The following is a 6,098-nucleotide window of genomic DNA, read 5'->3' as shown; positions in this document are numbered from 1 at the left end:
GGTGGTCGCGGCAAGTATTCGCTGCGCCTGCGGGCCGTACACCCGATCCGTGCTGCCCGCGACGACGGTTCCCACGGTATTCGGGAATCGTATGCGCCCGAGTACATCGATGGGATTCGTCGCGGAAAACGCAGCGGGGTCGCCGCCGAAGAACTGATCCACCGTCTGTTGGCGCGTACCCACTGTCGGTTCGTCCCGTCCGGAAATGTCGAGGAACGTCGGAACACGGTCGGGGCGTTGACCGCGAGTTGCAGTGCGCACGTTCCTCCGGCCGACCTGCCGCCTACGGCCCAGCGGCGGGGGGTCGGGGTCGACCTGCAACGTGGAGCGGATCCAGGTGGGTACATCGACCGACAGGTAGGTGAACGCGTTGCCGGCCACCGAATCCACGCAGATCGTCTGAGCGAGCTGGCTGCCGAGCGGGTCGGCCACCACGACGATCGTAGCGAGACCCGGCGTGCGCGCTGGCATAGGAGTCGAGCACGGCGTCCAACCAGCCGCCGTCAAACCAGTCTCGGGGTGTCCCCGGTTGCCCGGGGACCAGAACCAACACCGGAAGCTGCGCGCGCGAAACACTCAGATACGCCGGCGGTAGGTAGATCCACGCCTCCCGCGCCGCGAAGCCCGACACCAACCCCGGAATGGTCACGGTCGAGACGATTCCCGTGCTCGGCATAGTCTGTGGCGGCAACCAGCTCTGGCTCAACGGCAGTGCCGGTTGCGCGACGGTCAGTGCCGAAGTGGGCCCTGATACTTGGGAGAAGTCGACTTGTGACGCCAGCTTCAGCCCCAGTGCACTCCTCAAGGTGGGGTATGCCCCGAAATGTTGGTTGACCTGCGCAGCGCCGCTGATCGCCACGCAGGCAACCGCGACCATCGACAACGCCTTCACGCGCGCACGAGCCGGACGTAGGACCGCCATCGCCAATGCCGCCGCACCGAGCCCGGTCCACAGCACCGCGACGCGACGCAGGAAGGGGATCAGGGAACGCCGCCAGAGCACGTTGACCGAAACCATCGAAACCGCTGTAGCTCCCGCCCCGATGAGCAACGCCGCCGGCCGGGTGGGCGGTAGCCGAGGTCGATGCCGTGTTGCTCGCAACCGCGCCGTAGCGCTTCACTTTTGAACTCGGAGGCGTTGTCGACGTACAAGCGGTGCGGCTTTCCGGCCATCGGCCACCGCACATCCGCGCCGAGGCCCAGAGCGTCGATCCATACGCTTTTGTCCGAGCACACCCGACCCAGACACAACCCGACCGACACTGCGGACGGCGGATCGAGTGTGACGACGAATCCTGGCACGCAGCGGCTGAAGACATCGATGGCAATCCTGAGATAAGGACGTCCGATCGGCACGGTCGTATTCGTCGACGATCATCAGATCGACCACGGTGTGATCGATCTGGACTTGCTGGAGAACGGCCGTCACCGGCGGCGGGACATTGCCAGCGGATTGCCGCGATCGGGCGGCGTCCGGTCCGTCACGTGAGCGTGTGACGCGGCCCGGGTGCATCGCTGTGATCCGAGCATCGACTGTGTTGCGGGCTGGGATCGGGAGTCCAGCGCGGTGACAGGCAGCGCGATACGACGATGCAGTGCAGCGACACTGAGTTTCTGGCGAGCCAGAATTACTCACGGTCGATGTGCTCGGCGATCACTTCTTCCACCTCGGCCGGCACGCGGGAGCTCCCGCGTCCGCCTGCAGGAGCGGAGATCAACAGATCGGTGACCGACCCTCCCTCATTCCGGAGCCTGGACAACAGCACGTACACCCGCCGGGGCGAGACCCCCAACTGTTGTGCTGCATCCTCGACCACTGCGGTACCCATCGAGGATCGATTCATCAACTCGCTGAGCACTGCGAACCGTGACCGTGCCTGCTCCCACTGCTCGGCCGACGCGGTCAGGACACCAGCCTCGACGTCGAACTTGTCCGCATCCCATCGCAGCCTCCGAACACCCAACCTGGGTGACCGATTGTGCAGTCCACTTCTGCGCTCATCTCGGGCAGCTTCGGTTTCTTCCGAGCGCCGGATGGCAGGATCTCGCGGTCGGCTATCCGATGGCGATGGTCCTCGCGCTCATCGGTTTCATGATGATCGCTTCCCGCACCGGATAGCAGAGGGCGAGTACGGCGGGCGAGCGAACGTGACCTTCAGTGCCGCAGTTCGTCTCATCCCACTGCGCAGGATGCCAACGTCATGGCCCCCAGCAGGGCCAGTACTGGTAACGCGGGCAGGGCAACGGCGGTGCACGCGGCGAACGCCCGCGCCCACCGGAAGGGCGCATGCGGGATCACTTGGTCCACGGCGAGACGATCGAGCCGCACAGCGGTGGTGTCCGAGACCATCCCGAGTGCGGGCAGAGGAACAGGGTGCGGGTGCAGCGAAGTCAGGGCGCGCCGCACAGGGTCTCGTCCGTGTGAGCGTGCCGCACGAGCGTCCGCGTCGAGTTCGACGAGAGCTCGTACGAGTGAAGGCGATTCCCGCATGATCGGCAGCCACGGAAACGCATAGGCCACCGACTCGGCAATGCCTACGAGCAGATGATGCCGGCCATCGATGTGCGCATGTTCGTGTGCGAGGACCGCCGCGACCTCCGCAGGCTCCAACTGTGTACGGAGCCCTTCACTGGCCACGACCATCGCCGGTCGTCCCGCGACGCTGTACGCGAGCGGACTATCCAATGGGAGCCATAGTGTCGACGCTGGCCGGGTCGAACCGGAAAATGCGTCGCCTCCGCCGATGATGCGCAGCAGATCGATGTGCCGCTCGTACAATTGTCGACGCTCACGCACTGTGCGCGTCAGGTGGATGATCCAGCGGATTGCGCCGCAGCCCAGCACCGCAATCCCGACAATCCCGACAATTGCTTCGATACGGGCGGGCATGTCGCCGTGAATGGCGAGCCAGCATTGGTGCGCGATGTCGACCAGGGTCGTCACGCCCCCGTGACTGGGGATCGCACTGAGCACAACCGGTACCGCGATGCTGACCAAGGTGCCCGCAACGAGAGCGGACCACGTGAGGAGGGTGACGTGCGCATCGATGCCTCTCGCGATCATCGACCTCACCAGCAATGGCGCGGCAGCCGCGACCACCAGCCCGCCGAGGGCCCACAGCAGAACGGCAGTCACCTCTTACGCTCTTTCAGACCGCGAGTGAGCACCTTCGATTCGTCATCGGAGGCGCCGCGGGCGAAGTGCAGCAGCACGCTCGTGGGGTCGCCGGTCGATTCGAGAAGTATCCGCAAGGCGTCGGAGGCAGCTTCTTCTCGGCTTTGGGTGGCCTCGTACCAATATGCCCGTCCGTTGCGTTGTCGGTGTACCCAGCCTTTACGGTGCAAATTGTCGAGCACCGTCTGGATCGTGGTGTATGCCGGTTCCCGACCGTCCTCGAGATGGTCGATGACATCGCGAACCCGGACTGCGGCGCTGGTATTCCACACTACGTCCATCACCAGAGCTTCGAGCTCTCCTAAACCCTGCATGTGTGCCCTCCTAGACGCGTGTTCACTCTATCCGTCGAACGAGCCAGCTGCGCGATCCTTCGGTAGCGAGCACCTGGTCCGAGACCGTGCATGCCTCGAATGAGAATGCGGCCGTGGGCTCACGCCAGGTAGGAGACCGACGTCATCATTCCCGCTTCCCCGTGATAGAGGTTGTGGCAGTGCAGAAGCCACTGGCCGGGATTGTCGGTGTCGAAGTCGACTTCGACAGTTTGGTTCGGCAAGACCAGCGATGTGTCCTTCCGTGGACCCGATCCGGCGCCATTGACAACCTCGAAGGTGTGCCCGTGCAGATGCATGGGATGAAACATCATGGTGGCATTGACGAAACGAAGTCGTACTCTTTCGCCTTCGCGAACGTCGAGGGGAGTGTGCTGCTCGTACGTCTCACCGTTGAGCGTCCAGGTGTACCCGCTCATCTCCATCCCGAGAGCGATGTCGTACGTGCGATCCGGCTCACGTGCGGGCAGGCGGACCGTATCGAGCGACATCAGTTGATCAGCCATCACCGGGGCTGCAGAGAGTTCGGCAGGCCGGATTGACGATTGCGGCGCGGCGCCTGTCCCGGTACGCAACACAGCAAACCCGCTCCCGTCCTTACCTTCCGCGGCGGCGACAATCGGAAACGCCCCGTCCTGCAAGGTGATGATTGCGTCGTAACGCTCTCCCATCCCGATCAACAAGCATTGTGCCTGTTCGGGCTGAACAGGAAATCCGTCGCTGTGAGTAACAGTGAGGGGATGCCCCCCCACTGCGAAACGGAAGGCCGTGTCGGCAGCTGCGTTGATGATGCGCAGGCGCAGTCGCTGGCCTGGCCGTCCGCCGAGCACGATGGGGTCGGCCCCAATCTTGCCGTTGATCAGGTAATACGGATAGCTCACGTCGCCGGTGTCGTCGCCCAATGGCGCCTGGGCGGTGGGCGCGCTCATCGACATGCCACCCATCGACATACCCTCGCTGCGTAGTCGTTCGAGTTCTTGATCGGGGTCGCCGGCTATTCCGTCGAGCCAGTCGTCGAGGACTAGGACGGCTTCGAGGTCGTAGTCCGAGCCGTCGGCGGGGTCCTCGACGATCAACGGTGCATACAGTCCTCGGTCAAGTTGGGTACCGACGTGAGGGTGAAAGAAGTACGTGCCCGCGTCGGGCACGGTGAAGTCGTAACCAAACGAGTCACCGGAAGCCACAGCCGGCTGAGTCAGGCCCGGTACTCCGTCCATGTCATTGCGCAAGGCAATTCCGTGCCAATGGATCGTCGTCTCCTGCGCCAGACGATTGTCGAGCTGTGCGCGCAATACATCACCTCGGCTCAGGCGAATCTCGGCACCGGGGAGCCTGTCGCCGAAGGTCCACGTCTGTACCTGCACTCCGCCGAGGTCGATCGTGCTGGACTGAGCGCTCAAGGAGATATCGACTTGTCTGCCGGCGGCCGAGCGGCGCGCATCCTCGGCCTTTCCAACCACATCGGAGTCCGGCCCGACGACTGTCGCTGCGGACAAGCCATTGCCGCATGCCGCCAACACGACGGCGCTCGTTCCGCCCGCGCTCAGCGCGAGAAAGCTGCGGCGCGTGAGCGAGGACGCACCTGTCCGCTGCCCGGTCATACACATCTCCCAATTCTGTAGAAGTCCGTCCGCCGGTGGGCGTTCGATCCTCACCGCGTTGCTGCCGCTGTTGCTGTTGCTGTTGCGATATCAGCGCCTAAGCGCTGTCACCGCGTCCCGTACCTGACTTGGGTTGTAGAACACCGGAGTCGAGGTGATGCGCTCGATCGTCCCATCGCTCTGGACCAAAAAACTCAAGGGCAGGACAGGGGGCGCGGTAAGTATTTGCAACGCCGCGTCAGCCTGGTCGAACGAGGGATAGTGCGCCCCCAGCTCGGTGAGCAGGCTCAATGCCGCGTCAGCATTGTCTTGCACGTTGAGACCGACGACGCGAACGGCATCCGGTTCCGCGGCGTACTGGGCCAGAACCGGAATCTCTTGTCTACACGGACCGCACCACGACGCCCAGACATTGAGCAATGTGGGTTGCCCGGCCAGGGAGGCCCCCAGATCGGATATGTCCGAAGTTCCCAGGCATCTCGCGGACGTACCAACGAGCTCGCCAGTTGCGGGGGGCGGAATCGGTGAGGTCGGGCACGGATCGAGGGCAGCACGGGTAGCGAGCATCGCCGACGGGAGATCCTCGTCCTCGACGTGAGGTGTCGATCCTGCTGGTCCCACCGACTGGGATGAGGGATCTTGAGGCCACAATGCCAGCGCTCCAACGACTGTCACGATGACGATGATCGCCAGTAGGAACCAGCGCGTCGCCACCCGCTGCACCCTGCACCTCCGTCTCGTTCGTGCCGAAGCAGTCCGTATGTCGTCATACTACACAATCTACTATCGTCGATAGTAGCAACGTGGATTATGCAGGCCGTCAACGCTTTCGCGGGCCCCTTCGCCCCTCGAACCTTTCAGTGCTTCGCGCATAGCTTTCCTGCCGATCGCCGAATTCGACCGTTGCCGTCGAGGCGCACAATGAGGCCGTCCAGCGGGCGTCGAGTCCTTTTGGCGCAGCGAATATTACGTGCTTCGGCTCCGGCTCCC

Annotated in this window: 7 protein-coding genes and 1 pseudogene; 2 read left to right on the top strand and 6 right to left on the bottom strand. The window is 63.8% G+C overall.

The window, feature by feature from the left end:
• Window positions 1-432, bottom strand: a pseudogene (locus A2J03_RS31930) (esterase); the annotation flags it as partial.
• Between the two features lie 209 nt (window positions 433-641).
• Between A2J03_RS31930 and A2J03_RS31925 the strand changes: the two are divergent.
• Window positions 642-1,127, top strand: coding sequence for a hypothetical protein (locus A2J03_RS31925; RefSeq protein WP_068370324.1), 486 nt, complete (start codon window positions 642-644; stop codon window positions 1,125-1,127).
• A gap of 501 nt (window positions 1,128-1,628) precedes the next feature.
• On the opposite strand, the gene A2J03_RS04765 is transcribed toward A2J03_RS31925, so the two are convergent.
• Window positions 1,629-1,964 carry a helix-turn-helix domain-containing protein gene (locus A2J03_RS04765; RefSeq protein WP_068370322.1) on the bottom strand — a complete coding sequence of 112 codons (336 nt, stop codon included), beginning with the start codon at window positions 1,962-1,964 and terminating at the stop codon, window positions 1,629-1,631.
• Window positions 1,965-1,969: 5 nt separating this feature from the next.
• Between A2J03_RS04765 and A2J03_RS30345 the strand changes: the two genes are divergently transcribed.
• Window positions 1,970-2,119, top strand: a complete 150-nt coding sequence (locus A2J03_RS30345) for a hypothetical protein (protein ID WP_156520206.1) — start codon at window positions 1,970-1,972, stop codon at window positions 2,117-2,119.
• A 54-nt stretch (window positions 2,120-2,173) separates the two neighbouring features.
• On the opposite strand, the gene A2J03_RS04760 is transcribed toward A2J03_RS30345, so the two are convergent.
• The 4 genes from A2J03_RS04760 to A2J03_RS04745 form a co-directional block, all read right to left on the bottom strand.
• Window positions 2,174-3,136, bottom strand: a complete 963-nt coding sequence (locus tag A2J03_RS04760) for a M56 family metallopeptidase (protein ID WP_082897591.1) — start codon at window positions 3,134-3,136, stop codon at window positions 2,174-2,176.
• Window positions 3,133-3,489, bottom strand: a complete 357-nt coding sequence (locus A2J03_RS04755) for a BlaI/MecI/CopY family transcriptional regulator (protein WP_068370320.1) — start codon at window positions 3,487-3,489, stop codon at window positions 3,133-3,135. The genes A2J03_RS04760 and A2J03_RS04755 overlap by 4 nt, the downstream gene beginning before the upstream one ends.
• Before the next feature lie 119 nt (window positions 3,490-3,608).
• Window positions 3,609-5,108: a multicopper oxidase family protein gene (locus tag A2J03_RS04750; protein WP_068370318.1), complete on the bottom strand. Its 1,500-nt coding sequence runs from the start codon at window positions 5,106-5,108 to the stop codon at window positions 3,609-3,611.
• A gap of 90 nt (window positions 5,109-5,198) precedes the next feature.
• A complete protein-coding gene (locus A2J03_RS04745; RefSeq protein WP_068370317.1) occupies window positions 5,199-5,822 on the bottom strand; it encodes a TlpA family protein disulfide reductase in 624 nt (207 codons plus the stop codon).
• Between the last annotated feature and the right edge of the window lie 276 nt (window positions 5,823-6,098).

The organism is Rhodococcus sp. EPR-157 (assembly GCF_001647195.1).
GTDB lineage: Bacteria > Actinomycetota > Actinomycetes > Mycobacteriales > Mycobacteriaceae > Rhodococcoides.
This window is presented reverse-complemented; position numbering and strand designations above follow the sequence as displayed.

Bases quoted from the DNA above. Each gene is read 5' to 3' on its own strand.
- A2J03_RS31925 (WP_068370324.1), top strand. From the start codon at position 642: ATGGTCACGGTCGAGACGATTCCCGTGCTCGGCATAGTCTGTGGCGGC.
- A2J03_RS04755 (WP_068370320.1), bottom strand. From the start codon at position 3,489: ATGCAGGGTTTAGGAGAGCTCGAAGCTCTGGTGATGGACGTAGTGTGG.
- A2J03_RS04750 (WP_068370318.1), bottom strand. From the start codon at position 5,108: ATGACCGGGCAGCGGACAGGTGCGTCCTCGCTCACGCGCCGCAGCTTT.